The sequence below is a fragment of the Armatimonadota bacterium genome, assembly GCA_013314775.1.
GTDB lineage: Bacteria > Armatimonadota > Zipacnadia > Zipacnadales > JABUFB01 > JABUFB01.
The window spans coordinates 1-24,795 of sequence record JABUFB010000005.1 but is presented as its reverse complement, the minus strand read 5'-3'; the positions used below and the strand labels follow the sequence as shown (position 1 = coordinate 24,795).

Genomic DNA, 24,795 nt, shown 5'->3' with positions numbered 1-24,795 from the left:
GAGCGGGTCCTGGCGCGGCCACTGGATATTGACGCTGCAATCCTGATGGGCTATGTTATCACCTCTCACCTAGCTTCCGCAGGCAGGGACGTGCGACCCATTATCTCACACGCGGACGTGGCCGATTTCATCGAGTCGCTGGCGCCCCCGCGAGGCGATGACGAGGGCTTCAAGTTCGGCAATCCCCGGACGGAGACCCGCGGCGTTCTGGTGTGCTTCATGGCCACGCTGGAGGCGATGGAGGTCGCCGCCCGACTGGGCTGCAACCTGATCATACACCATGAGGAACTCCACGTCCCCTACACCTTCCGGGACCCTGACCTGCACAAGTACATGGCCTGGCCGGTGAACACCGCACGTTTCGGCAGCCTCGCGAAACTCGATCTCACCGCCTACCGCGCGCACGGCCAACTGGACCGCTTCTGCATCCTGGACGGCTTTGCGCGAAAGCTCGGGCTGGGTGAACCGTCGGTGCGCCAGGGATACGACCGCGTATACGACATAGATCCTGTCACCGTGAGAGATCTTGCCTGCCGCATGAAAGAGCGGGTCGGCATGCCCCACGTGCGCGTGAGCGGCGACCTGGACCGGGTCGTGCGCAGAGCCGGGCTTCCCTGGGGCGGCCTTGGGCTGAGCGTCAACGTGGGCTTTCTGAATGGTCTCCTGCAGTACGACCCGGATGTACTCATCGCGGGCGAGTGTGACGAGTACGCATTCCGGTTCACCGAAGACGCCGGGATCCCCATGATCGAGCTGGGACACTCAGTCAGCGAGAACCCGGGCTTGCAGGAGTTCGCGGAGATCCTCAGACGCCAGTTCCCGGGACTTGCAGTGCACTACCACGAAGTTCCCTGCCCCTGGCGCACGGTCTGAGGCGCGAAAAAAAAGTGTGAGGGACGCTCCGGCAGGAGGAATCTAGGCAGGCCGGGGGGAAACGAAGGCCGGCAGAGGCATCAGCGCCGCCTGCCGCCTGTATGTAGCGGGTGCATGCGGCCGGTGCCTGTCTGCGTCCTCTGTGTCCGATGCCGGGTCGCAGACGATGCCCCGGTCTGTGCCGATTCGGCCATCAGGATGGGTCAGTAGAGTCTGATCACGCTCCATCCCGTGAGGAGTTGACCGCCGTGGACGAGAAAACCAGGCGCCCCCTTACCTGGATCATCATCGTGGCAGTGATTGTCGCGATCGTCATCATCGCGATCTATCGCCGGACCGAGATGGACCGGCTGGCCAACACCATCGCCTACGGGTCGCCGGCTCAGCGTATTGAGGCCGTCCGGGTCCTCGTGGCCAAGCAGAAACTCATGGAAGCCTTGGAGGACAGGCCGCGTTGGGTCATGGACAACGCGATTGCCGCCATTCCCTACATTGGCGACAACGAGGCCTATTATGAACTCCTCACCACCCATGCCGTTCTGGACGCTCCGGTTCAGGCTCGCGACCAGTATATACTGAGCCGCCTTGGACCTCGCGGAGTAGAGATCTTCCTTGAGGCCATCCAAGACAAGGACGGCGTGACCCGCGGGACCGCCAAAGCACCGCTCATTGCTATCGGCAAAGCCATGGCCGGCATGGAAACGGACATGGGCAACCTCGTCATCGACGGCTGCATTGACCTCATTGACGCCTGGGATCAGTACGTGCGTGACCTGGTGCGCGACATTCTCGCCGGCATCGCCCTGCCCGCCGTCACGGACCGGCTCATCCCCATCATGCAGAAGACCGAGCCCGGCCAGAAGACACTCCCCGACGGCACGGTTCGCGAGGAGTCAACCCAGGAGTACATGCGCGCCCGGGCCACAGCCGAGGCCACTTTGGTCGCCATGAAGGCTGCGGCAATCCAGCCGATCATCGACAATCTGCTCACCTTCGATAACGCCGACGTTCGCGGCAATGCCTGCAGGATTCTCGGCGTCATCTGCGACCAGGCCGCGGCTCTGGTGCCGCCGGCTGCCGCCGTGCCGGTGGTGCAGCCCCTGATCGACCGTCTGAACAAGGATTCCCAGTGGGCCGTCCAGCGCCGCGCCGCAACGGCTCTGGGTCTGCTGAGGGAGGTCGCGATCTACAACGGCGTGGTCCCTGTGCTGATCGCGCATCTTGGGGATCGGCCCGAGGTCAAGGCGGCTGTCGTAGAGGCGCTGGGGCGTATCGGCGATCTGCGCGCCGTTGGCCCGCTTGTGAATACCCTCGTAACCAACCGCAGGGGCGCCACCACTGAGTTGCGCATCGCTCTGACGGCCATGGGCGAATCGGCAATCCCGGCCCTCAGCAGCGTCCTGGGCAATCCCGAAGGCGAGGTCCGTCTCATCGCGACTCAGGCCATCGCCGAGATCGGCGGCACGAACGCAGTCGTTCCGCTCGGAGGCATGCTCAAGGATGCCGATGTAGCGATTCGCCGTGTCGCTGCCGACGCCCTGCGCGACATCGCTGACGTGCGCGTACTGCCCCAGGTTGCCGCGGCTCTCGGAGACCCCGACTGGAAGGTCTACCACGCGGCCCGCGACGCCTTGGCCAACGTGGGCCCCGCAGCTGTCCCGGTGCTCGTCGACGCCCTCGGGAGCGCCAATCCGCGGGTGAACAGCATGGCGATCGAGGCTCTGGCGCGTATCGGCGACGCTGCGCTGCCGGCCCTGCGCACAGCTCTCTCCTCCTCGTCACAGGTTCGGGCGCACTGGGCGGCAATTGCCCTGGGTGAGGTGGGCTACAACGCCGTAGGTCCCGCCAAGGCGGTGCTTCAGAACACGTCCCTTCCTGTGACGGCTCGCGCGGAAGCCGCTCTGGCATTGGGCAGAACTGGCGCCGGCGACGCTGTTGAGCCCCTCCTCAACGCCCTGGCCAGGCAGGAGCCCCCCGTTCAGGTGCAGGCCATCAAAGCGCTGGACGAACTCGCTGACGAGCGTGCCACCGAAGGCCTCGTAGCGGCGCTCAAGAGCCGGTCTTCCGAGGTACGCGACGCGGCCATGGATGTGCTCCGAGACTGGCGTCTGGGCGACGTGGAGAAAGCGCTGCAGAGACTGATGAGTTCCGGCGACGAGAACACGAAGCGCCGCGCGGCGATCCTTCTGGCGGAACAGACCGCTGTGGCGCCCCATGAACTGCTTGAGGACATCGCCGTTCTGGGCTCGGGCGAGCAGGAAGGCGCGAAGACGGAAAACCTGTCAATCCTTCTCGCCGCAGCCACGGACAAGAGAGAATCCGCGAAAGTGCGCGACCGGGCTATCCATGCGCTGGGGTACGTCGGGACGGAGGACAGCCTCACCCCGCTGGCAGAGATGCTGCGCCCGGGAAGCAAGTTCGCCGCTCAGGCGGCCGTGGCAGTTGCTCGCATCGGCGAGAGAGTAGCTCCAAAGGTTCAGCCGGGCACGAAGCCCGAGGTAACCGTGGCGGGCAAGACCCTCATCGATCTGATGCTGAGCACCCAGGACGACGACCTGCGGGCCAAGGTTGCAGCCGGCCTGTCGATGATGGGCGAGAACGTAGTCTGGGAGCTCCTTGAGCGCCTGAAGACCGAACCAACCGAGAAAAAGCTCTGGATCATGGCCACTCTCGGGGCCATCGGCAAGCCTGCCACCGAACCTGTGCTCGAGGCGCGTGGTGAGTCGGACGACAACGAATACCGAGCCTGGCTCGTCGCCACTCTGCCCCTCATCGGCGACGCGCAAGCGCTGGACTTGATCAAGCACCTGGCTGCTGAAGACCAGCCGCAGCCCGACAAGGTTGAGGCAGCGGCAGAGCTGCTGAACACTATCCGTTCCGTGAGCGTTCGCTAGACGCCGCCGTTCCGGCGGTACTTAGCGTGGGGTCAAGCCAGTCCGGGCCCTCACGGGCCAGAACGCGAGTTGATGACTGTGAATCGACGCACGATCACCGTGCTGGCCATCATCGCTGCAATCCTGGTGGCCGTGTTCGGAATCACCCGGTGGCAGCGCGCCGTGGCCACCAGGAAGCTGCTGGCAGACATGACCTCGAAGGACTATGCGAAGGTCATGGACGCCATGGACCAGCTCAAGGACAGGGGAGGCTCGATCACCCCGACGCTGCTGAACGAGGAGCACCTCGGGTCCAGCTTTGCGCCTGCCAGGTGGCGCTCGGCCACGCTTCTCGGCGAGGTCGGCACTCGCGCGGCCGTTGAGCCCCTGAGGGGTGCGCTCAAAGACGAAATCCCCAGCGTACGTGCTGCCGCTGCCCTCGCCCTGGGCAGGATGGGAGCGAAGGATGCCGCATCGGATATTCAATCCCTTCTGGCGGACAAGGACGAGGACCTTGCGGTCCGAATTGCCGCCGCTCGCGCACTCGGCCTGCTCAAGCATGACGCTGCGGTTTCCGACCTGTCTACCATCCTCAAAGACACCACCGAGGCTCTTGAGGCCGTCGCCTGGACCGCATTCCAGGCCATGAAGAACGCCGAGACTGCCCTCAAGAACGCGGAACTCGCCGCGAAGCCGCCGGCGGGCGCCACCATCGCGGCGCCTGCAACTGCCGACGACGCTCCCGCGGTGAAGAAGCCGGCGCCAGTGCCTGGTACGACGGGAACCATCGGCGGCATCACCGTCTACCCAACCGCCGCCGGGATGCCCGAGCCTCCGCCATTCGATCCGGTTGCTGCCAAGGCTGCAGTGGACGCGGCGAAGACTGCGCTGGAGACGGCCACGAAGGCCTTCCAGGATGCAGAGAAGCTTTCCCGGGCAGCTGGCGGTCGCCCTGCCGCTTCATTCTGGGTGGAGCCCCCGCCACCGCCTCCGCCTGCCCCGCCTGGACTTCCCGCGGCCGCAATGCCGCCGCCACCCCCGCCACCACCTCCGCCTGCGGTTGCGCCTCCCGCGCCGCCATCTGACAAGACCTGGGAGCTGCGCGTTGAGTGCGCACGTGTGCTGGGAATGATTGCGAAGCAGGAATGCATCGACGCCCTGTCTCTCGCGATCAAGCCGGAACTGGAGCCCAGCGTCGAGGTCCGCGTCGCTGCATCTTATGCATTCGCCGACGTCGCCAAGAAGGTGCGGGATTCTCAGGGCGCAGCCAGCCTTGCTTCGGCTCTGGTGGAGGCACTCAAGGACAAAGTCGGAGATGTACGCGCGGCGGCCCTCCACTCCATGGCGTCGCTCAAAGCCGATGCGTCCGTGAAAGAACAGCTCAAGACCGCTCTGAACGACGCTCTGGATGACGATTACTACTGGGCACGCGAGGCCGCGAAGGCGAGCATGCGTAAACTCGGCATGCGCGTCCCTAAGGAATAGCCGCCGCCCACAGCTCGTCTCTTGATCTACTGGGAGGACATACTCCATGCCGAACCGAAGCAACCTGCTTGTTCTGGCCATCGTCGGCGGCGCGCTCATCATCCTGAGCGGCTGCGCTCTCGACCCGATGGAGCGCCTGTCTGAGGACATCGACTCGATGGATGTGAAGGTTCGTCAGCGAGCTGTGCTGGAACTGGCGAACCTCGATGATGAAAGGGCCATTGAAGCGCTGGTGGAGGTCCTCGAGAGCGACGAGGAAGTCTTCGACATGGCCGGCGTCGCTCTGGTCAAGCAGGGACGCGAGAACGTTACCGATGAAAAGCCGGACCCGGTCCTGACCATGGTGGCGGGGGTCATGAAGAACGTTCATCTCCCCGTGGGCAACCGGGCACGCGCTGCCTGGGTCCTGGGCGAGATCGGCGATCGCGAGGCCGTTGCCCACCTGCGCGCCGGAGCGGGTGCACTCCTCGCCAACGGTCAGGCCGCGGTCCCCGTGCAGGATCAGGCCAAGCTCTCTCTGAAAAAGCTCGGAGATGCCAGCGATGGCGCGCCCTACGAGATCCCGATGAGCACCTTCAAGAAAGGCCAGCCCGTCGATAGCCTGCCCGAAGTACCCCCGGTGGCGCCCCCGGAAGTCGAAGAGGAAGACGAAGAAGAGGAGACCGCTGCGCTTCCTTACATCGCGCAATTGCACGAATGGGAAAAACCTTCCTCGAACCCCTTCGGGGTTTGATGCGGTCATCGTCACGCCCATCCAGGGGACCGGTCATTGCTCCGGTCCCCTTTTCGTTGCGCCAAGGTCTTGCTCCCGCAGCCGGGTGAAACTCCGGGCGTCCGAGCGCGTCATACTCATTGGTCCGAAGTCCCGCGCGAAAGGAGGGTCGCCATGCGAACACTTTTCCTCGCGGTTGCCCTCATCGCCAATTCCGCAGCGTTGGCGGAGGAGATGACCGTCGAGAGACTGCTGACCGAGGCCGCAAGGGCAGCCGAACGCGCTCAAGACCCGCAGAGCCGGGCGCTGTGCATGGCCGACATCGCCACCGTCTGGCACGGACGCGCTTCATCGCACTATGAGGATGCTGTCGCCCGCGCGATCGACTATGCGACCGCAGAGCGCACGGAGATGGGCAGCGCGTTAGCCCTGAGATCGGTTGCGCGGCGCATCGGCACCGTCGATCCGGACCGTGCGGCCCAGATACTGGAGACAGCGCTGGCGATCGCCGCGGAACTCAAAGGTCCTCTTCAGCGGACCGTCGTGCTACGCGAACTGACTGCGCTCGCAGCCACACTCGGCCATCCATCTTCCAGGGACTCGGCAAACGGCGCCCTTGAGGCGGCGCGCTCCCTCGACGATGCTCTCCTGAAGGCGGCCGCCTTGCGTGACCTGGCGGCGACCCTCTCCACCATCGATGCCGACCTGGCAGCCGCCACCTTCCGCGAGGCGGCTGCGGTGGTACGCGCCATTCCGCTGGAGGAGGCTGGTGCGGATCTTGCGCGTGTTGAACTGGCGGCAGCGTGGGCGGTCACTGATTTCACCCAAGCCCGGCAGCTCGTAGATGAGGTCGTCCAGGCGCAGGGACAGAACACGGCGCTGGCCGGCCTCGCCGTCGCGCTGGCATCAGCGCGACCCGATGCTGCGCTGGCGCTGGCCCAGGAGCTACCGGACGGCCCTCACCGCGCGGCTGTGATTGCGGCGGCAGCGGCCGAGCTACACGGGGAAGGGGCCCAGGCCGCGGGGGTTCTCGCTGAGGCCGCGCTGAGCACCCTCGGTGACCAGAAAGGCGAGACAGCCGACCGGGCGCGTCTCGACGCGGCCGCCGCGTTAGCCGCCATTGACCCGACCCGTGCACGCGAAACGGTTCTGGCCATCCACAACGAGGAACTCAGGAACGAAGGGCTGGCCGAAGTCGCCCTGCGGACAGCGGCGATGGACCCCGATGCGGCCATCGACCTGCTTGGCTCCATCGACGATCCGGGTACTGTCGAGCCGGCTCTGGCCGAGATCGCTTGCCGGATTGCGCCCACCCGACCCGATCGCGCCGCGGAGATCGGTCGAAGCCTGCTCAGCAGACAGCTCCGGTCACAAGTCCTGGTGGCTGTGGCGCGCGCGCTTGAGGCCAACGGAACGATGGCCCCGTGAACGTCACCCGCGGCTGGCGAGTCAGGGCTTTTGTCGGCGTGCTGCTGACCCTCTCCCCCTGCGCGTCTCCACAGGACGCGGAACTGACCGCCACGATCAGCGCAGGGTTCGAGGATTTCGCGGCCACGCTGGGAATGAGCACTCTCGCCGAGACGGCCGCCCATGCCGGCAACGAGCCCATCGCTGCGCTCCGCCTGCAGTCCCCGATTGATCACGGCTACGGGTTCGGTGCGAGCGCTCTCTACTGCCCGAGCTTCCTCCCCGATCTGTATCCCGGAGCCAACCTTGGTCAGATGTGCGAGGAGGATTTCTACTCATCGCCCTGGTTCACCCAGCGCTGGCGATTCAACCCCTTCGTTATCGCGCGCGACCAAGTCGAGCTGTTGGCCTCCGACGCCGACGAGCGTGGTCGTCGCCTGGCATGGGCGGCCGCATACGCCTATCTCAACCGGGGCACAGATGAATGGGCCAGTGATTCCCTGTTGTCGTTGCTGAAGGATTCCAGTTACCTGAAAGATGACGTCATTGCCGACTTTGCCGGCAGCGTCCTCCTTCCCAGGCTGCCCGAGGAGCTCACGGAGATCTCGCCCCCCGAAGGACAGATCGCGGTGGACTTGCGGGTGCTCAGCAATATCAGCTATGACTCCGTTGCTTCGGTTGAGCGGATGATCCGGGAGGCGGCGCGAAAGGGATTGAAGGCGATTGCAGTTGCCGACCGCAGCCGCATCGACGGTTGGCAGAAGGCCCAGCGCATCGCAGCGCGCTTGCAACGGGAGCGCGAGATCCCCCCGGATTTCCTGGTAATACCCGGCCAGGTTGTCTATACTCACTCCGGGCCGGTGCTGGCGCTGTTCACCACTGACCACATCCCCGATGGGATGACCATGAAGCGAGTGATCGAAACCATCCATGAGGAAGACGGGCTGGCGTTCATGCTTCATCCCGGCGTAACCGGAGGCCCCGAGCGACTGCTCAAGTTCGACTTTGACGGTTACGTGATCCAGCCCATCATGTTCGAGATGTTCCGGGTTCTATCACTCCTCAATGATCCGCGCTACGAAGATCGCCTGCCCATAACGATCTCCCAGTCGCCCTATGCTCGCCTGGCCGGCCAGCCCTACACTCTCGTGGAGACGGATGAAGTGTCGTTGCCGGCGATCAAACGCGCGCTGAAGGAACACAAGGCCTATGCTGCCGGCGAGGTCTACCTGCCCTGGATGACCGTGGCGTCATACCCGCCCCTGGCGAAGTTCTCGCGCTTCCTCAATCGATACTACGTGCTGCATAGTTGGGCTGAGACGCGAATAGCCCGGGCAATCGGGGCCGACAGTCTGATGTTCTCCACCAGCTGGGATCGCGAGGTCCGCTCCATGATCGGCCTAGCAAAGATGCCTGATGGTGTCCGCGACCTGTTCGACGGCAGTTCGCCCCTCCTCGAGGACCCTCAGCTGCTTTGGGTTGCCGCCGAGTACGGGCCCTTCCGCCTTGGATATGATGACCGCATCGATCAAGCGTTTCTCCAGGCCCGATGGACGTGGTGAGACGGGACCTTCGTGCGGATCGGTCGTTTCATTCGCCTGATCTGACCGACTGCATCGGAACCCCCCGTCGCACGGGGGCGTTTCCACACCTGAGGTGACTGATTTCATGCATGCTCAAGCACTGGTGCGCGATAGCTATTATTGCCGGGCGATCTTGCTGGCTGCGGTGTTGCTTCTCCTGAGCGTGTCGGCTGCTCGAGGAGCGGATGTCAAGTGGTATACGCGGGTCGAGGACGCGCAGGCAGCCGCGGCGCAGTCCGGCAAGCCCGTCTACTTGTTCATCTTCGCCCCGTCCCAGAAGGCCTGCCAGTTGATGCGCACCCAGACCTTGAGCAGCCCGACCATCGCGGCGTTCCTCTCCGCGAATTTCGAGTGCTGCGCTGTGGACTCCGTCCTCACGGTCAACAAAGCGATCATCGATCGCTACGCCTGGTCCGTTTCGAAGGCGGAGGGCGGACAGGTTCGATTCGGTTCCATGCCCGCCCACGTTTTCACCAACGCCAAGGGTGATCCGTACTTCACATTCTGGGGGTATACGCCGCCCGAGGGGTTCATTGTGAAACTCGGTCAGGCGAAACAGATCGTTGAAGCCAAGCGCGCCATTGACGCTAACCCCAATGACGCTCGGGCAATGGCCGATCTCGGCCACGTGCTCCTCGAGGTCGAGGACTACGAAGACGGACGCAAGCACCTCAATCGCGCGAAGGAGCTCGACCCGCAGAATAAGGTAGGCGCCCTGGAGGATGCGACGCTGGATCTGGTCATCCTGGCCATCGTGGATGATCCAGTGAAGGCTGAACGGGAATTGGCCCGGTTCATGAAAGACTACCCTGACTCGGACCGGATCTTGGAAGCCACATACTGGCGCGCCGTCTGTCACTACGCCCAGAACACCCCGGCATCCTTGCGGCAGGCGCTGGACACTCTTGCGCCCTTCCGGCAGATCGGAATCAATGATCCGCAATACCGGAGTCGCTGGGCCATCGAGGCCGACAAGCTGGAACGCAACATCCGCGCTCAGCTGAGCAGTAACTGAGCAGCCACAGGGCCACAGCCGGCCCAGGGCGGCTGCGGTATTTGGCGTCTCATCTCGCCGGGAGGGGCATCGTCCGGCCGCAGATGGCACCGCCCCCCCGGTTTGCTCCCCGTAGCAACTTCGCCCGCGCCTATTGGTCCAACAAGCAGACCGTGTGCGCCGTCATCCGACCAGACTGTGATTGATGATGACCCGATTGGTGCTGCCCTTCTTCGCGCTCATTGCATTGGCCCACTGTTGCGATGCTGCCTGGCTTACCACGGCCGAGGGCAAGCGCATATTCATGCGAGGCCTGGCATATTCGGCCACCCACCCGCGAGAGGGTGCCGACCTGTCCCCCACGACGCTGGCCCTGGACCGGCGCCTGATCCGCGGCCTGCGCGCCAACTGCATAATTCCCCTGGGCCAGGTAACGTCCGAGCGCGTCTCCAGCTGGTATGAGGACGGCATCGTGTGCATTCCGACCGTCCCGTACAAGGCCGGGCAGAATACATTCTTCATCAACGGCCAGCCCGCTCCTGTGCCGGCGTATCTCGACCCCGCGAACCGCAAGGGTTTCTACGGCGCTGCCCGAGACCTCGGCAGTGCGCTCAAGGGCAACCCCGGGGTCCTCGCGGTCAGCCTGGGCAACGATTTCGCCTGGAGCGGTTTCAGCGGCGACCTCCAGGGCTTCGGTTATGGCGGGTTCGATGAGGGCACAGTGGCGGCCTACCAGAAGGAGCTTGCCCGGCGCTTCGGGTCAGTGGAGCGCTTCAGACAGTTGACGGGCCAAGATCGCCAGTCCTTCAGCGAGGTGCTGCCTCCAGTGGGTCTGACGCCCTCGCCCGAGTTCTACGAATGGTGGCTGTTCATGCGCGACGGGTTCGCGGGCTTCCTCGAAGAGGGCTGGAAGGGCCTTCGCTCGGTGGGTGTAGTGCGCCCCAGCACCTACCAGGAACCCACGGGCGTGCGGTGGGACCCGGCGTCCGAGCGCGTGCGCCTGCCTTTCCTGGAACTCGTGAGCGCCAATGTCTTCAAGAAGGACGCTCGGTCCTGGGCACGTTACTGTGCCACAATCGATCAGGTGATCGCGGCCGCACATGGCAGGCCCATTCTCCTTACCGAGACCGGCGTTGACACGCTCATCCCCACGCCGGATCAGCAGCGCGAGATACTCACCCGGAGCGTTGCGTGCGCCCTGCTTCACCCGGAGCTGGCGGGTATTGGGCTGTACGAATTCTGCGATGACTGGCAGCGGGCCGGCGACCCGAAGGCTCACAGCGACCGGGATGACCGGGAGCATTGGGGACTCGTGGACGGCTACCGGACGCCGAAGCCGCTCTACCAGACAGCGGTGTCACTCATGTCCATGCTGGAGCGCAATGAGCGGCTGCTTCAGGAGTGGCAGTCTCCGCCCACGGTGCTGGTGAGCCGACAGGACCTGGACTGGTGGAAGGTGCGCGGGCCGGCAGCCACGCTTTACGAGCGAGTAGCCGACCAACTCTACCGCCTCGGCGTGACATTCCACCTGGCCGACATCGACACACTCTTGGCCCTCGATCCGGTCCGTAACCCGCGCCTGGTAGTCTGCGACACCTTTCTCGCTGTGGACCCGGACGGCTCAAACAATCTGGCCGGGCGCCTGGTCAGCTACGTGGAGAATGGCGGGGAGCTGCTCTATCTCTGCTCTCAGCCGTGGCGGGTGCTTTACGGTGCGTATACTGTGCCCCCGGAGCTTCAGGTACCAGAAGATCGGGCGCCAGTCACGCGACAGTACGGCAAAGGTCGCTGCACCCTCGTGCCCCGGGACACATTCACCGACGAGGAACTCAGCTACTACCTGGCGGATTTCATGGCCGGCATCATGGAAACGCGAAGTGTGCGGGCGATCCAGGGGGAGACGGTGCCGACGCCGGCCTATTGGCGCATCTTCGAGGACCGCGAGGACTGCTACCTGCTGGTGGTGAACCCCGGTGATGCACGGGTGTCGCGTCTGGACCTGAAGCTCAGCGCCGGAGTGAACCCCTCGCAGGTGCGCATCCTGGAGACTGATGGGTGCGCACTGGTGCGCCGGGGACGTGACCTGTCCTTGCACGGCCTCAACAACTACGCTCTTGTGCACCTCGGCGCCAAGGCCGCTGAGTAGGCTTCCCACCCACCGGTGGTGGCCGCGTCAGTTCGAGCCTTCGGGCGGCCCTTCGAGCAGCATCTTTCGCGCAAGCTCAAGAGCTTCCTCGCGCGTGGTGATTTCACCATCACTCTGGGCCCGCTCGACTTCATCGAGAAGGACGCTGAATACCGGCCCGGGGTCCAGGTGCAGCTCCTCGATCAGGTCTCTTCCCCGCAGCAAGGGCTCGAACTGGGTGCTCTGCTCCCATTCATAATGCCGCGCCAGCATACTGTCCAGCACCGACAGTTTCGCGTACTGTTCATCCATGTTCGTCCCCGGCCCGCGGCAAGCGAGAAGGTCCGCCGCTGCCAGGACGATCAGCCCGACACCGTCGGGGTCCGTGTCCCGCAGCAACCGCCGGGTGGCGCTCAGTGACGGCGGCGCCCCCTCCATGTTGTCCACGAGCAGCATCGGGCGCATGTGCTCCGCCGTGAGCCTGCAGATGGCCGAACGCCCTGCCCGGGTGAGCCGCAGCCGTTCAGCGATGCGCCGGGCCATGCTCGCCCCCACCCGTTCGTGGCCGGGGAAACGGACTCGCGCACCCATCATCGTTCGCGTCTGCGGCTTCGCGGCATCATGCAGCAGCCCGGCCAGCTTCAGGTGCGCCAGTCGGTCGGGATCTGCCAGGTAGCTGCGTACAGGCTCCGCGGACTGCGGGAACACGTCTTCCGGTTCCGCAGAGATGCGCTCGATCTCCGCCACCACCAGCAGCGTGTGGCCCCAGACATCCAGGTGGTGATACGGTCCCTGCGTCACACCCTTCAGGTCGGGCAGTTCAGGCAGCACGTACTCCAGGAGCCCCGCATCGTCCATTCGCCTGAGCCACTCCGGAAAGTGCGGGTGCTTCGCGAGCCGCAAGACCTCCGCACCGATGCGCTCGCCGGGGATCGTGCCGATCAGGCGCGCGTGTCGGGCGATCCATTGCACCGTCACGGGGTCGATCTGGAAGGCAAGCTCCGAGGCGAGACGGAACGCCCGGAGGCAGCGCAGCGGGTCCTCGTGGAGCACGGCCGGGCTATTGGCGCGGATGATCCGCCGGGACAGATCATCGCGCCCGCCGCAGGGGTCCGCAATTTCCCCGCCCGGTTCATCCATGCGCCAGGCCATGCTGTTGATGGTGAAATCCCGGGCTACCAGGTCCTCCACAATCGTGTCCCCACGGAAATCCGAGTAGTCCAGCTCTTCACGGGTCTGTCCATCCTGATCGCCGCGAATGACCACCCGCGCCGTCGCCGGCATATCGTGGAGCCACACGAAAGCCGCATGAAGCTCACGAGCCACTGCGCGTGCCAGCCGCAGGGCATCGCGCGATGCCACGTCCCAGTCGTGCGGTTCGCGACCGAGGAGTACGTCGCGGACGGCGCCGCCTACCGCATACGATTCTATCCCGCGCTCACGGGCGATTCGCGCGGTCACTGTGCGGGTCGGCGATGCTGCCCATGCTTCCTGTATCGTCATTTTGAGGCATATATCCCGTGCGGTGGCCTCATGGCGCCACCAGCAGGAGTTGAGAATTCGCCAGGACAGTGACTGCCAGTTGACCGACCACAATGAGCATACCCGCCGTGATCAGCCCCCAGCCACGCAGTCCCACCGTGGGCACCGCGGCCGGCACGGTGAGTGGCGGCATGAGCAGCGCCCAGATGCGGCCCACCTCGCCCCGAGTTCGAGCGGAGACAGCGAGAACGAGCAGAGTCAGCAATACGGACAGGCCCACCGCCGCAACAACCCTCGGCCTGAGCGACGGCGAAAGGCTAAGAAGGATACCCGCGATAGCCGCAATGATCAGGCTCGGGCCTGCAAGCAATGCAAAATCATACAGATTCCAGACGATCGACAGCCCGGCGGGGCGCTGGGCCATGATCTCGCCCTGCGTCGCCATGGAAAGTGCGAAGTTGGCCACCGGGTTGTAACCAAGCACGGAGTACCAGGTCAGGATGGGCGCCAGTACTCCTGCCAGCAGGCCCGATGCGGCTCGCCAGGGCAGCCCGGAGCGCCCCGCATCGCGCCAGATCATGATGCCCTGCATGCCCATGACCGCGGCGAGAGAAGCCGCCCCGAAGCTCCAGAAAAGACCGGCCGACCACAGGACACCCGCAATGAATGCGGGCAGAATCCCTCCTCCTTTGCGCAAACACCACAGCCAGCAGACCACCGCGCCGCAGGCCACCACGGCAATGAAGCCGTCGATGGAGGGATTGAAGCACTGGAGGGACGGAATCACCGTAGCAATCGTGGCCGCTGTCAGCCCAAGTCTGGGCCCTCCCGCAAGAGTGCCCAGGCCAAAGGCGAGCGGCGTCACCAGCGGAGCAGCAAGGGTCAGCACGAGCCCGGACCAGAAGGCAATCACCACATCCGGGGCCTTCGGACCGAAGGTCGCCACGCGCCGCGCAAGAGCCACCGATGCCTGCTGCTGCTTGTCGCCGGACCACCGGTCGTAGGCAACCGCAAGGCGCTCCAGCATTTGAGGATGGGAAAGAAGATACTTGCGCGCGAGATTGAAGTATAGCGTCGGCCCCGGTGGATGAGTCGCCACGCGTTCAGGCACGAAAGCCCGGCTGGTACGTCTCTCGACATCACTCACCCAGTCGCGCGGACTGTCCACGCGAGTGGCTTCCAGGTAATAGCCCATGGTCATATCTGCGAGAAGCGCGGCGGATGCGCGGTAGGGATACTCCGGGTCGTCCACAGCCAGGGACATCATCAGCGCGCCTGAGCCAAGGGTCAGCAGGATCACCAGCAGCGCACAGCGTCCCCGCGAGGGCGTTGCTCCCGCACGCAGGGCGTCCAGAGCGACCATCACCAGCACCAACAGCACCAGGGCAGCCGGAAGCGTCCAGGGCAGCGGAGGAATTGGCTCGGTGCGCAGCTTCCACTCCCAGACATCCGCGTGTCCTCTTGGGAGCAGCCGCGATGCCAGCAGCGCAGCAGCACCGACGCCGGCCCCTGACGCCAGAACGGTGACGGGCCAGACCAGGGCTGGAGACAACCTCAGGGGACCGGTGGACTTCACTTGTCCAGTCCCACCGCCTCACGCAGCGCCCGAGCCTCGTCGGCAGTTAGCTCGCGCACCTTCCCGGACGGCAGATCGCCCAGCTCCAGGGGGCCGAAAGACACTCGTTTCAGGGCCACCACCTCATTGCCCACAGCTCGCAGCATCCGGCGGATCTGGCGCTTGCGTCCCTCATACAGGACAATTGTGAGACAGCAAGGGTCAGTTCCGCTGCGCTCGACTTCGGCAGGCGCGGTGCGCCCGTCCTCGATTTCCACACCGTGGCGGAGCTTGTGGATCTGCGCGTCGTCGGGCGGCCGGGCGACGTTGACGACATAGCGTTTCGGGACGTGGAATGAGGGATGGATCAGACGAAAAGCCAGCGGGCCGTCATTGGTGAGGAGCAGGAGCCCGGTGCTGTCCAGGTCCAACCGGCCAACGGGATAGACCAGCGACCGCAGGTGTTCAGGCACAAACTGCATCACAGTGCTCCTGCCGCGATCGTCAGCGCGTGTTGACAGGACCCCGGCAGGCTTATTCAGCGCCAACAGGTAGGTCTGATCGGGCATGCGGATCGGTTCGCCGTCGACTGCGATCTCCTGGGTTGCGGCGTCCGCACGAGCGCCCAGAACATCAACAACTGCGCCGTCCACCGTGACGCGCCCGTCAACAATCAACTTCTCAGCGGCGCGCCGGGAGGCGATCCCGGCGCGCGCAAGCAACTTTTGCAGCCGTTCCAAGCAGCAACACCCCTGCGCCCAGACACAGTAGCAGCCCCTCCACCGGACGCGGAAGAGCCAGACGTTTCAGATGGCCCCAGAAGCTCAAGGGCACTGACTGCGCAGCCACGAGCGGGGCGCGCCCAACCACCTTGCCTGATAGCAGCACGAGAAGCTCGCCGACCTTTTCGGACTGCTCCACCGGGGCCACCACGGCGTCCACATTGGGGCGGAGGACGACACGCACACCCTCTGCAGGCACGAGCAAGTCGATGTCCTTGTTGGGCTTCAGCTGCACATTCGCCGCGCGTCCGTCCACAACGCGCACAGTCCACGCACCCTGTCCGCGTTCCACAACCCGCTGCTTGCGATGGGTCGCAAATGCCCACTCCAGCAATGTCCGGGCATCCGACCAGCTGTCTCTAGACTTGAGCACGACGCTCACGGCCGTCCAACCCTCCGAAGTAGCCGACGCTGCCAGGCAATTCCCCGCGTGGCGCGTGTACCCTGTCTTGATCCCATTGCACAGGTCCCACCGCTCGAGCAGCCGGTTGCGATTTGTGAACTTGCGCACCACCATGCGCCGAATCCTGTCAGCACCGGGCTCGAGGGCCGCCTTGTCTTCGGGCTTCTGGGGAAGCACGTACTCCGGACGCGCCATCTCGAAACTGCGCTTCGCCACGATCTGCCGGAAGATCGGCGACCTCATGGCGTGGATGGCGATCTTTGCCAGGTCCCGGGCGGTGGAATAGTGATCGTTATCGTGCAGGCCGTGCGGGTTCACGAAATGCGTGTCGCGCGCACCCCACTGGGCGGCGCGCTCGTTCATGAGTTGCACGAAGTCCTCGACCGTACCCGCCACTGCTTCACCAACCGCCGCCGAGGCGTCATTGGCAGACCAGATCAGCACGGCCTGGACCAGGTCGCGAAAGGGAATCTGCTCCCCCTCCTCGAGATACAGCCCTGTCTCGTCCACATCGGCAACCGCCTTCGAGATGGTGACGACGCTGTCCATTTCACCGTACTCGATAGCCAGCGCGCCGGTCATCATCTTGGTGAGGCTTGCCGGGTACATACGCGCATCGGCGTTCTTGCTCCACAGTTCAAGCCCGCTGTCCAGGTCCACCACAATCGCCGCCTCGGCACTGATCTCGGGCGGTTCGGGAGAGGGTTTGCCGGCCACGGCCATCGCGGCCTGGACGATGCAGGCGCTGAGCGTGGCAGCCAGGATCGTCGCGTATCGCGGTGAAGATCTTCTCACTGGTCCGGCTCCTCCTCGTCGCCGTGCTCCTTTTCGACGGCGAGTGGTCCCTGCGGTTCATCTTCACCCGCTTCCACCCCATCGTCAATATCTCCGGCCTCGCCTGCAGACGCTTCTTCGGGTGCGGCGACCTGGGCCGCCATCTGCTCTTCCATAGCCTGCCGTAGAGAGCTGATCGCAGGCAGGTCAGCGAGGTCTTTCAGCCCGAACACGGACAGGAAATGGGGCGTCGTCTCCAGCAGGAACGGCCTGCCGGGGGCATCCTTACGGCCGGCAACCCGCACCAGCCCTTTTTCGATCAGGCTATTCACCGCACCGCTGGAATTGACCCCGCGGATTTCATCGATCTCCGGGCGGGTGAGGGGTTGGTTATATGCGATGATCGCGAGGGTCTCCAGCGCCTGGACTGAAAGTCGCTCGGGGTCTGGCTCAAGAAAACGTTGCACCGCGTCAGCATATTCGGGTCGCGTCGCCAGTGTGTACCCGCCCGCCAGGCCGACAACCTGAATGCCGGTCTCTGCCAGGCTCCTGTCGAGTTGTTCCAGCAGCCGGGGGATATCCGTCGCTTCCTGCTCGAGCGCCTCCGCAAGCCGCGCCACCGGGACCGGCTCCTTGGCCGCGAATAGAATGCACTCCAGCGTGTTGACGATCCGCTTGTCCTCGTTCATTGCCTTCCGCGAGCTCGCGCCCGCTTCATATTGGAGTTGTGCTGGATGGACTTAGTGAACCAGACCGACCACGATCTGTCGGGCATCGCTGCTGTCGTGGGCCAATTGTATCTCTCGGCGTCGTATGAGCTCGAGTACGGCTAGGAATACCATGATGACAACAACCCGCGTCGTGGGCAGGTCGACGAGATCGACGAACCGGCAGGTCTGGCCGGGCGATCCATGCAGGCGCAGGAGCACGTCTTCGATGCAGTCGGCCACGGTTATCTCAGGCGGCCGAACCACCTGTGGCGGCGGCTCCTTGGTGCGCGCGAGCATCTCCTGGAGCGCCGAGACCATGTCGAACAGGGATACCTCGCCCAGCGGGACGAAACCGCTGCCGATGTCGTCCTCCTGGGTGAGGGCCCGGAGAAACACCCGCTGCCGCATCTGTTGGGACTCGGCGAGAATGCCTGCGGCTTCCTTGTAGGCGCGGTACTCATCAAGTCGCCGGCGCAATTCCTCCTCGGATTTGATGAACTCCTCCTCCAGGAGTTCGTCCTCCTCGGCGGAGACCTCCTCCTGCCGGGGCAGAAGCATTCGAGACTTGAGCCACATCAAGTTGGACGCCATCACCAGGAATTCGCCCGCAAGGTCCACGCTTACCTGGCTCAGTGTCTCCAGGTGCCGCAGGTAGTCCTCGGTAATGAGCGCGATCTGAATTTCGGCGATCTCAAGCTCCTGCCGCCGCACAAGGTGCAAGAGCAGGTCCAGGGGGCCTTCAAATATCTCGATTTTCACAGGGAAGCCGCGGAACATCTCCGCCGGGCCCTGCGGTGGGTCCGTTCGTGCCGACATGTTCCTCGAAGCGTCCTCCGACGCGTGAATGCTCCCCGCGATCAGTTCATCGCCCTGGCATGCGCCATGTCGCCAAGCAGAAGGCTCAGGGGTGCGCCGTCACTATCCCCGGGGCGCCCCTGAACTTCCACGTGCTCTCCCAGCACCGAGTCCAGCAGTCCGGCGGCGAGATGGCGGATTTGGCTGTTGCGCTGCACGATGCAGTTTCGCAGGCGTGTCTCGATGACTTCGCAGCCCTCCGAAATCGCCACATCCGGGCCGACTTCTGAGTCTCGAATCGTGCAATTCGCGCCCACTTTGCATGGCCCGATGAACCGTGAATTGACTGCAATCGCCCCGGTGTCGATTGACACAGGACCCTCGAAAGTGCAGCCCTCCACCTTGCCGCGAAGCTCCTGGCCCTTCATGCGGGCGAGCCACTCGCGATTGGTGCGCAACAAAGCGGCAGGTTCGCCTGCGTCTTCCCATATTCCGTGGACTTCACGGCCGGTCACGCGCACGCCTTCCTGGATCAGGCGCTGAATAGCATCGGTTATCTCAATTTCGCCACGCGCGGAGGGCTCTAGAGAATCAATGGCGTCAAACACATTGGCGCGGAAGGCGTAGACACCAACGATCGCCAGATTGCTCGGCGGATTCGCGGGCTTCTCCACCACTTCCACGACTCGATCTTCGTCCATGCGCGCCACACCGAACCGCCGCGGGTCATCCACCCTCTTGAGCATCAGCGCCGCCTCCCAGTCGGTGGCGCCAATTCTCTCGACAAACCCCGAAATGCCATCCTCGAACAGGTTGTCGCCCAGGTAGACAAGGAACGGGGCGCCTGCCACATAATCCCGGGCGAGGTTCACTGCGTGCCCAATACCCAGGGGCGCGACCTGGGTGATATACTCCACGCTGATGTTCCAGGCATCGCCGGCACCGACGTATTGGCGGATGGCCTCTGCCTGGTGCCCGACGATGAGGGCCACGTCGTCGATGCCCGCCTCGCGGATCGCGTCCAGAGCCCAGCCCAGAATGGGCTTGCCGGCAACGGGCAAGAGGTGTTTCGGACGCGAGAAAGTCAACGGCCTGAGACGACTGCCCTCCCCGGCACACAGCACAACGGCCTTCTGGGGCATACTGCAGGCCTCCTTGAAGATGATTCCGCAGCGACACTAGGCCAGCCGGGCTACAGCTTAAGTCCCACGAGCAAGTACATGAGACCATCGACCACTGGCCAGACTAGTCTTCCCGCGATCATGAAAACCACGAGCAAAAGCATCGGACCAAATTGCCGGTACGTCTGGTCCAGCTTTCGGGCGGTCTCCACCGGCAGTATCGCAGACAGAATGTGAGAGCCGTCCAGTGGCCAGACCGGGATGAGGTTGAACACCGCCAGAAGGAGGTTCAGGTACATGATGTCAACAAGCGGCATGGCATACTCCGCCGGTACCAGCGCAAACCGCACCGGGATCGCCAGCAGGATGGCCAGGACTATGTTCCCCAGCGGCCCCCACAGGGAGACCATGATCTCATCGCGACGTGGGTGGCGGAAGTTCATCGGATTGGTAGGAACCGGCTTCGCCCAGCCCAGGCCGAACAACAGGATCAGCGTGGTCCCCAGCGGGTCATAGTGATCCCACGGGTACAGGGAAACACGCCCATGGGCGCGCGGGGTAGGATCGCCCGCCTTCTCCGCACGGTAAGCATGGCCGAACTCGTGGATTGTGATCGCCAGGGCCAGGGCAACGATCCAGGTAATGAACCTCCCGAGATCGAACTCGCCGGAACCCAGCATATGAATGAGCGGCATGGTTGTGTGCCCCACGCGCACGACGGAGTGTGCAGGGGGCCATTCCCTCTTTCGCCAGGCCCTCGCCGGGGCTTCAGCGTTCAGAATCTGCCAAAGAATGACGTAATATCGAACCGGTAGCGCTTCTCCGTACCGTCTGCGAGACGGATGTGCAACTCGTCAACCTTCTTGTCGTCGAGGAAGATCAGCGCCTGACGTACCAGCTGCCAGTCGCGTCCCTGCTCCCCATGCAGTGCACTGACCCACTCGTACTCCATCCGTATCCCTTCGGCGGTGCTCTCGGCTTCGATAACGATCAGTTCATCCACGCCGGTTCCCTCCGCGCGACGGCTTCTCCGGGCTCCACGGCGGACGGTCGTGTCCCGATTCCCTGTCAAGCAAGACCCGGGCCACCGCAAGTTGCTCCTCGGCGCCCAATCCCCGGTCAAGCTTCGCCCTGACAGCCGCCCGAAGTGCGTCCCCGAAAGCCGGACCGGGCGGATAGCCCAATTCCCGGAGCATACGCGGTTCAAAATCGGGCCGACAATGGCGCAGATGGGTCCAGTACCGCTCCAACGCCTGACGGTCGGCCTCATCCTCACACGCGAACCACAGGGCCACCACACCACCGAAGTCCGCTTCCCGCATCTGCTCCCACAGTTCGCCATCGTCACGCGCTGGCCGGAACCCTCCTGCATGCATTCCCAAGAAACGTGCCGCACTGCGGAGGTCACGTGCCATGAACCGGTCCAGATGCAACTGGTGGATCACCCGGTCGGCGGTCACGGCGCGGCCCAACAGGAGCGCGGCAAGACAGGCGACCGCGCGACGGTTGGGATGCCCGGTCTCGCCAAGGCGGCGCAACGCATCGGGCACCAGGTCCAGCGCGCGCAGAGAGCGTCGCGTGAAGGCTTGCCGAGCGCCCAGCGCACGGGCTACCCCGAGTTGGTTGGCTCGCTGCAGTGCCCTGGGACCCACGGGGTCGCGAAGCAGAGGGAGTATGCTCTCCCCAAGGCGCTCCGTCGATACCGTGGCCAGTGCGCCCTCAGCCGCCGCGGACCGGATCCACTGGCAGGTCTCCGGCTCGATAGTGAAGCCCAGGCGCTGCTCGAATCCGACGGCGCGCACGATACGGGTTGCATCGTCCCAGAAGCTTCGCGGGTGCAGGGCCCTTACCAGTTTTCCGTCGAGGTCCGCCATGCCACCGGTGGGGTCCAGGAGTTCGCCCCATTCACCGGGGCAAAGCCCGACTGCGATGGCGTTGATCGTGAAGTCGCGGCGCCAAAGGTCCTCAATGATCTCGGCCGGCTCTACCTGCGGCATGGAACCGGGGTAAGGGTAGCTCTCCCGTCGCGCCGTGGCGATGTCGAAACTCGTGCCGTCAGCCAGACGCACGGTGGCGGTCATGAAAGGCTCGTACACTGTGGCTCGACCTGCCCATTTATCGGCCAGCGCCAAAGCGAAGGCGATGCCATCGCCTTCCACCACGAGGTCCCAGTCCTCGTGGGGACGCTCCAGGGCGACATCTCGAGCAGCGCCCCCGGCAAGGAACAGGCGCACACCATGCTGACGGGCGAGCCTGCCCGCACGGCGCAATAGATCGACTTCGGGAGGCGACAACTGCCGGACCAGTCGCGAGCGCATGCCCTCGAGCGAGCAGGCGGCGCGGGCCCCCGGGAACGTCAAGGCTTCCGGAAGCCGCTCGCAGCCCGCCGGCGGCTACTCTCCTTCCCCGGATAGACGCGCGGGAATGACGTCGTGAGACACCAGATCTTCCAGGGTCTCGCGCCTGCAGATGATATCAGCCTGGCCATCGCTCACGAGGACCATTGCGGGCCGGCGGAAACGGTTATAGTTGGACGCCATGGCGTAATTGTACGCGCCCGTGCAGAAGACGGCCATGATATCGCCCTCTTCCACCTGCTGCAGTGTGGTGTCGGGGATGAGCGTGTCCGTCTCGCAATGGGCTCCCGCGACCCTGGCCGCCATGGTCGCCGGCTGGTTCGCCTTGTTTGCGATGATCGCGGTGTACTCTGCCTCGTAAAGGGCCGGGCGCGGGTTATCGGATAGTCCGCCGTCCACGGCGACATATGTCCGAACCCCAGGAATCGTCTTCACCGGGCCAACAGTGTAGAGGGTGATCCCCGCCGGCCCCACAATGGAGCGACCGGGCTCAAGAATCAACTTCGGCAGTTTCAGGCCGCGCTGCTTCGCAGCCTGAATGATCGCCGGGCAGATGATCTCCGCCAGTTCGGCGACTGTTGGAGGGGCGTCTTCGGGCGTATAAGCAATGCCCAGTCCGCCGCCCATATCCAGCTCATCGCTTTCCCAGCCGGTCTCCGCGCGCACCTGGGCCACGAAGTCCATCATCATGTCCACGGCGCGGCCAAAGGAGTCCAGGCCGAAGAGCTGAGAGCCGATGTGGCAGTGCACCCCGTGCAGGTTGATATTTGGGAGATCAAGCGCAAGCTTGATTCCTTCCATGGCCGCACCCGAAGCGATGCTCAGCCCGAACTTGCTGTCGGCCTGCCCGGTCTGGATGTAGCTGTGGGTCTGGGTCTTGATGCCGGGACCCACGCGGATCAGGATGTCGGCTTCCTTTCCCATCTCCACTGCGATGCGCGACAGACGCTGTAGCTCCGTGATGCTGTCGGCGACGATGCGGCCGACCTGGTACTCCAGTGCGCTGCGCAGGAGTTCGTCGGTCTTATAATTCCCGTGCAGCTTTACTTTGTTCAAGGGGAAGCCCGCGGAGACTGCGGTGAACAGCTCGCCGGTGCTGGCGGTGTCCAGCGCCATGCCTTCCTGCTGCATGATGTGGCAGATTGCGGTGCAAAGCAGCGCCTTGCCGGCATAGGCGATTTCAACGCGCTCGAGACGCGAACCGAACTCGTTGCGGTACGCGCGGCAGGTGTCCCGGATGTACTGCTCATCCAGAACGTACAGCGGCGTACCGAACTTCTTCGCGAGTTCAACGGTGTCGCATCCGCCCACGGTCAGGTGCCCGGCCTCATTGATGCTCTGTGTGCCGAACAGGAAGGTTTCCGAGCCGTCCATCAGCGTCTCCTCGTTTCATTGAGTATCATACGTGTTAAGGCAGCCCCGGCGCACCCGGGGCTGCCATGCGATTGCGTGCACGTACTCGCCTAACGCCGGACGTTGATCTGGCGCGTCCCCGGGTCCAACCGTATCGTGACACCGAGGGCCTTCTCCAGCAGCTCCAGCGGCACCAGCAGCCTGCCTTCGGATGCGATCGGTCGTGCCTTCAGCGGCACCGTTTCGCCGTTGAGCACAGCTCGGTCCGACCCCTCGCGCACGGCGAGATCTGCGCGAGCCGTGATACCCCGGGCCAGCTTTTGGTCCGGGAACCAGTATACGGCCCCGTCCGCCGCCTCGAACAGGTGCTTGAGCGACATCATAACCGCACCGTTATGCACTTCCGGTCGGGCCTCTGCCGGGAGAACCTTTCCCGCATAGACTACGGTGCTGTCCGCCAGCAGAGCGGCATCGGCGGCCGTGATGCTCCGGCCTCCAGCAGCCGAGGGCTGCGAGACCGTCGTAACGTCAGTGTTCCGAGACTGTGATCCCAGTCGTCGCGGTCCCGGTTCTGGTTCGGTAACGGGTTCGGTAACGGGTTCGGTAACGGGTTCGGTAACGGGTTCGGTAACGGGTTCGGCAACGGGTTCGGTAACGGGTTCGGCAACGGGTTCGGCAACGGGTTCGGCAACGGGTTCGGTAACGGGTTCGGTAACGGGTTCGGTCGGCGTTGGCTGCTCAACCACCACGGGAGTCACGATCGGCTCAGCGGGTGACGGCGCAACTGGTCCGGCCGCCGGTGGGGCAGACAAGCTGATGCTCGGCAACGCCGTCACAGCGCCTTCATGGTACAGTTCGGGCTTGACGGGCAACAGCCCTGTCCGGGGTCGCGGTGACCCCGTCACGGGCTGGGCGGCCTCCATGGGAGCGAGCGCCATCTCTGCCAACGGTGGGGCTACCGGCCCCGCTGGTTCTGTCGCTGGTTCTGTCGCTGGTTCTGTCGCTGGTTCTGTCGCTGGTTCTGTCGCTGGTTCTGTCGCTGGTTCTGTCGCTGGTTCTGTCGTGGTTCTGTCGCTGGTTCTGTCGCTGGTTCTGTCGCTGGTTTTCTGTCGCTGGTTCTGTCGCTGGTTCTGTCGCTGGTTCTGTCGCTGGTTCTGTCGCTGGTTCTGTCGCTGGTTCTGTCGCTGGTTCTGTCGCTGGTTCTGTCGCTGGTGTTCTGTCGCTGGTTCTGTCGCTGGTTCTGTCGCTGGTTCTGTCGCTGGTTCTGTCGCTGGTTCTGTCGCTGGTTCTGTCGCTGGTTTTCTGTCGCTGGTTCTGTCGCTGGTTCTGTCGCTGGTTCTGTCGCTGGTTCTGTCGCTGGTTCTGTCGCTGGTTCTGTCGCTGGTTCTGTCGCTGGTTCTGTCGCTGGTTC

20 protein-coding genes are annotated in these 24,795 nt (G+C 64.3%); 8 read left to right on the top strand and 12 right to left on the bottom strand.

Features of this window, described 5'->3' with window-relative positions; translation table 11 throughout:
• Nucleotides 1-90: 90 nt before the first annotated feature.
• The 8 genes from HPY44_04565 to HPY44_04530 all read left to right on the top strand — a co-directional run bounded on the left by HPY44_04565 (nt 91) and on the right by HPY44_04530 (nt 12,073).
• Nucleotides 91-873 carry a Nif3-like dinuclear metal center hexameric protein gene (locus HPY44_04565; GenBank protein NSW55261.1) on the top strand — a complete coding sequence of 261 codons (783 nt, stop codon included), beginning with the start codon at nt 91-93 and terminating at the stop codon, nt 871-873.
• A 248-nt stretch (nt 874-1,121) separates the two neighbouring features.
• Nucleotides 1,122-3,767, top strand: a complete 2,646-nt coding sequence (locus tag HPY44_04560) for a HEAT repeat domain-containing protein (GenBank protein NSW55260.1) — start codon at nt 1,122-1,124, stop codon at nt 3,765-3,767.
• A 72-nt stretch (nt 3,768-3,839) separates the two neighbouring features.
• Nucleotides 3,840-5,231, top strand: coding sequence for a HEAT repeat domain-containing protein (locus HPY44_04555; protein ID NSW55259.1), 1,392 nt, complete (start codon nt 3,840-3,842; stop codon nt 5,229-5,231).
• Nucleotides 5,232-5,277: 46 nt separating this feature from the next.
• Nucleotides 5,278-5,964, top strand: coding sequence for a hypothetical protein (locus tag HPY44_04550; GenBank protein ID NSW55258.1), 687 nt, complete (start codon nt 5,278-5,280; stop codon nt 5,962-5,964).
• Nucleotides 5,965-6,117: 153 nt separating this feature from the next.
• Nucleotides 6,118-7,371, top strand: a complete 1,254-nt coding sequence (locus HPY44_04545) for a hypothetical protein (GenBank protein NSW55257.1) — start codon at nt 6,118-6,120, stop codon at nt 7,369-7,371.
• Nucleotides 7,368-8,912: a hypothetical protein gene (locus HPY44_04540; GenBank protein ID NSW55256.1), complete on the top strand. Its 1,545-nt coding sequence runs from the start codon at nt 7,368-7,370 to the stop codon at nt 8,910-8,912. Before HPY44_04545 ends, HPY44_04540 begins: the two co-directional genes overlap by 4 nt.
• A 106-nt stretch (nt 8,913-9,018) precedes the next feature.
• Nucleotides 9,019-9,948: a DUF255 domain-containing protein gene (locus tag HPY44_04535; protein NSW55255.1), complete on the top strand. Its 930-nt coding sequence runs from the start codon at nt 9,019-9,021 to the stop codon at nt 9,946-9,948.
• A gap of 184 nt (nt 9,949-10,132) precedes the next feature.
• Entirely contained in the window at nt 10,133-12,073 is a 1,941-nt protein-coding gene (locus HPY44_04530; GenBank protein NSW55254.1) for a hypothetical protein, read from the top strand.
• Between the two features lie 27 nt (nt 12,074-12,100).
• Here the strand turns inward: HPY44_04530 and HPY44_04525 are convergent, their stop codons facing one another.
• From HPY44_04525 to HPY44_04470, 12 genes are all read right to left on the bottom strand, one after another.
• Nucleotides 12,101-13,555, bottom strand: a complete 1,455-nt coding sequence (locus HPY44_04525; protein NSW55253.1) for a CCA tRNA nucleotidyltransferase — start codon at nt 13,553-13,555, stop codon at nt 12,101-12,103.
• 28 nt (nt 13,556-13,583) lie between these two features.
• Complete coding sequence (locus tag HPY44_04520; protein ID NSW55252.1) at nt 13,584-15,110, bottom strand: hypothetical protein; 1,527 nt, start codon at nt 15,108-15,110, stop codon at nt 13,584-13,586.
• Nucleotides 15,107-15,829: an rRNA pseudouridine synthase gene (locus HPY44_04515; GenBank protein NSW55251.1), complete on the bottom strand. Its 723-nt coding sequence runs from the start codon at nt 15,827-15,829 to the stop codon at nt 15,107-15,109. The genes HPY44_04520 and HPY44_04515 overlap by 4 nt, the downstream gene beginning before the upstream one ends.
• Entirely contained in the window at nt 15,771-17,069 is a 1,299-nt protein-coding gene (locus HPY44_04510; protein NSW55250.1) for a D-alanyl-D-alanine carboxypeptidase, read from the bottom strand. The genes HPY44_04515 and HPY44_04510 overlap by 59 nt, the downstream gene beginning before the upstream one ends.
• Complete coding sequence (gene scpB, locus HPY44_04505) at nt 17,066-17,737, bottom strand: SMC-Scp complex subunit ScpB (GenBank protein ID NSW55249.1); 672 nt, start codon at nt 17,735-17,737, stop codon at nt 17,066-17,068. The genes HPY44_04510 and scpB overlap by 4 nt, the downstream gene beginning before the upstream one ends.
• 51 nt (nt 17,738-17,788) lie before the next feature.
• The gene (locus HPY44_04500; protein ID NSW55248.1) at nt 17,789-18,574 is read right to left on the bottom strand and encodes a segregation/condensation protein A; all 786 of its coding nucleotides are present in this window, start codon (nt 18,572-18,574) and stop codon (nt 17,789-17,791) included.
• A gap of 41 nt (nt 18,575-18,615) precedes the next feature.
• A complete protein-coding gene (locus tag HPY44_04495) occupies nt 18,616-19,695 on the bottom strand; it encodes a glucose-1-phosphate thymidylyltransferase (protein NSW55247.1) in 1,080 nt (359 codons plus the stop codon).
• A gap of 50 nt (nt 19,696-19,745) precedes the next feature.
• Nucleotides 19,746-20,369 (bottom strand): site-2 protease family protein, encoded by a 624-nt coding sequence (locus tag HPY44_04490; GenBank protein ID NSW55246.1) that lies wholly within the window; start codon nt 20,367-20,369, stop codon nt 19,746-19,748.
• 80 nt (nt 20,370-20,449) lie between these two features.
• Nucleotides 20,450-20,677 (bottom strand): hypothetical protein, encoded by a 228-nt coding sequence (locus HPY44_04485; GenBank protein ID NSW55245.1) that lies wholly within the window; start codon nt 20,675-20,677, stop codon nt 20,450-20,452.
• Nucleotides 20,670-21,992, bottom strand: coding sequence for a CCA tRNA nucleotidyltransferase (locus tag HPY44_04480; protein ID NSW55244.1), 1,323 nt, complete (start codon nt 21,990-21,992; stop codon nt 20,670-20,672). The genes HPY44_04485 and HPY44_04480 overlap by 8 nt, the downstream gene beginning before the upstream one ends.
• 75 nt (nt 21,993-22,067) lie before the next feature.
• Entirely contained in the window at nt 22,068-23,405 is a 1,338-nt protein-coding gene (gene lysA, locus HPY44_04475; protein ID NSW55243.1) for a diaminopimelate decarboxylase, read from the bottom strand.
• 89 nt (nt 23,406-23,494) lie between these two features.
• Nucleotides 23,495-24,256, bottom strand: coding sequence for a hypothetical protein (locus HPY44_04470; GenBank protein ID NSW55242.1), 762 nt, complete (start codon nt 24,254-24,256; stop codon nt 23,495-23,497).
• Between the last annotated feature and the right edge of the window lie 539 nt (nt 24,257-24,795).

Excerpts from the sequence above, each read along its gene's own strand:
- HPY44_04555 (NSW55259.1), top strand. The coding sequence starts at position 3,840 with ATGACTGTGAATCGACGCACGATCACCGTGCTGGCCATCATCGCTGCA.
- HPY44_04550 (NSW55258.1), top strand. The coding sequence starts at position 5,278 with ATGCCGAACCGAAGCAACCTGCTTGTTCTGGCCATCGTCGGCGGCGCG.
- HPY44_04545 (NSW55257.1), top strand. The coding sequence starts at position 6,118 with ATGCGAACACTTTTCCTCGCGGTTGCCCTCATCGCCAATTCCGCAGCG.
- HPY44_04535 (NSW55255.1), top strand. The coding sequence starts at position 9,019 with ATGCATGCTCAAGCACTGGTGCGCGATAGCTATTATTGCCGGGCGATC.
- HPY44_04530 (NSW55254.1), top strand. The coding sequence starts at position 10,133 with ATGATGACCCGATTGGTGCTGCCCTTCTTCGCGCTCATTGCATTGGCC.
- HPY44_04525 (NSW55253.1), bottom strand. The coding sequence starts at position 13,555 with ATGACGATACAGGAAGCATGGGCAGCATCGCCGACCCGCACAGTGACC.
- scpB (NSW55249.1), bottom strand. The coding sequence starts at position 17,737 with ATGAACGAGGACAAGCGGATCGTCAACACGCTGGAGTGCATTCTATTC.
- HPY44_04500 (NSW55248.1), bottom strand. The coding sequence starts at position 18,574 with ATGTCGGCACGAACGGACCCACCGCAGGGCCCGGCGGAGATGTTCCGC.
- HPY44_04495 (NSW55247.1), bottom strand. The coding sequence starts at position 19,695 with ATGCCCCAGAAGGCCGTTGTGCTGTGTGCCGGGGAGGGCAGTCGTCTC.
- HPY44_04490 (NSW55246.1), bottom strand. The coding sequence starts at position 20,369 with ATGCCGCTCATTCATATGCTGGGTTCCGGCGAGTTCGATCTCGGGAGG.
- HPY44_04480 (NSW55244.1), bottom strand. The coding sequence starts at position 21,992 with ATGCGCTCGCGACTGGTCCGGCAGTTGTCGCCTCCCGAAGTCGATCTA.
- lysA (NSW55243.1), bottom strand. The coding sequence starts at position 23,405 with ATGGACGGCTCGGAAACCTTCCTGTTCGGCACACAGAGCATCAATGAG.